We start from the raw sequence: 1,177 nt of genomic DNA, 5'->3' as shown, positions 1-1,177 counted from the left end.
ATTACTCTTTGATGGTGACGACGATGCCGGCACCGACGGTGCGGCCGCCTTCACGGATGGCGAAGCGCAGCTTCTCTTCCATGGCGATCGGCACGATCAGCTCGACATCGACGGTGATGTTGTCGCCCGGCATCACCATCTCGGTGCCTTCCGGCAGCGACACGATGCCGGTCACGTCGGTCGTGCGGAAGTAGAACTGCGGACGGTAGTTGGTGAAGAACGGCGTGTGACGGCCGCCCTCGTCCTTGGTCAGGATGTAGGCTTCAGCGACGAACTTCTTGTGCGGCTTGACCGTGCCCGGCTTGGCCAGAACCTGGCCGCGCTCGACACCTTCACGGTCGACACCGCGCAGCAGCGCGCCGATGTTGTCGCCGGCCTGGCCCTGGTCGAGCAGCTTGCGGAACATCTCGACGCCGGTGCAGGTCGTCTTGGTGGTCGGACGGATGCCGACGATCTCAAGCTCCTCGCCGACCTTGACCACGCCGCGCTCGACGCGGCCGGTCACAACCGTGCCGCGGCCGGAGATCGAGAACACGTCCTCGATCGGCATCAGGAACGGCTTGTCGAGCGGGCGAACCGGCGTCGGGATGTAGTCGTCGACCGCAGCCATCAATTCGCGGATCGAATCCTCGCCGATCTTCTTGTCGGAATCTTCCAAAGCCGCAAGCGCCGAACCCTTGACGATCGGAATGTCGTCGCCGGGGAACTCGTTCTTGGTCAACAGCTCGCGCACCTCGAGCTCGACCAGCTCGAGCAGCTCGGCGTCGTCGACCTGGTCGACCTTGTTCAAGAACACCACGATCGACGGCACGCCGACCTGGCGGGCCAGCAGGATGTGCTCGCGGGTCTGCGGCATCGGGCCGTCGGCGGCCGACACGACCAGGATCGCGCCGTCCATCTGCGCAGCACCGGTGATCATGTTCTTGACGTAGTCGGCGTGGCCCGGGCAATCGACATGGGCGTAGTGGCGGTTGGCCGTCTCGTATTCGACATGCGCCGTCGAGATGGTGATGCCGCGCGCCTTCTCCTCGGGCGCCGCATCGATCTGGTCGTAGCGCTTGTATTCGCCAAAATACTTGGTGATCGCCGCCGTCAGCGACGTCTTGCCATGATCGACATGGCCAATCGTGCCGATGTTCACATGAGGCTTTGTACGCTCGAATTTACCTTTTGCCAT

At 63.3% G+C, this 1,177-nt stretch carries 1 protein-coding gene; it reads right to left on the bottom strand.

The features are described 5' to 3' along the window. Nucleotide 1: 1 nt before the first annotated feature. Nucleotides 2-1,177: an elongation factor Tu gene (gene tuf, locus AC0L3H_RS32895; RefSeq protein WP_091591201.1), complete on the bottom strand. Its 1,176-nt coding sequence runs from the start codon at nt 1,175-1,177 to the stop codon at nt 2-4.

This window comes from Mesorhizobium sp. WSM4816 (assembly GCF_055811535.1).
This window is presented reverse-complemented; position numbering and strand designations above follow the sequence as displayed.

Excerpts from the sequence above, each read along its gene's own strand:
- tuf (WP_091591201.1), bottom strand. The coding sequence starts at position 1,177 with ATGGCAAAAGGTAAATTCGAGCGTACAAAGCCTCATGTGAACATCGGC.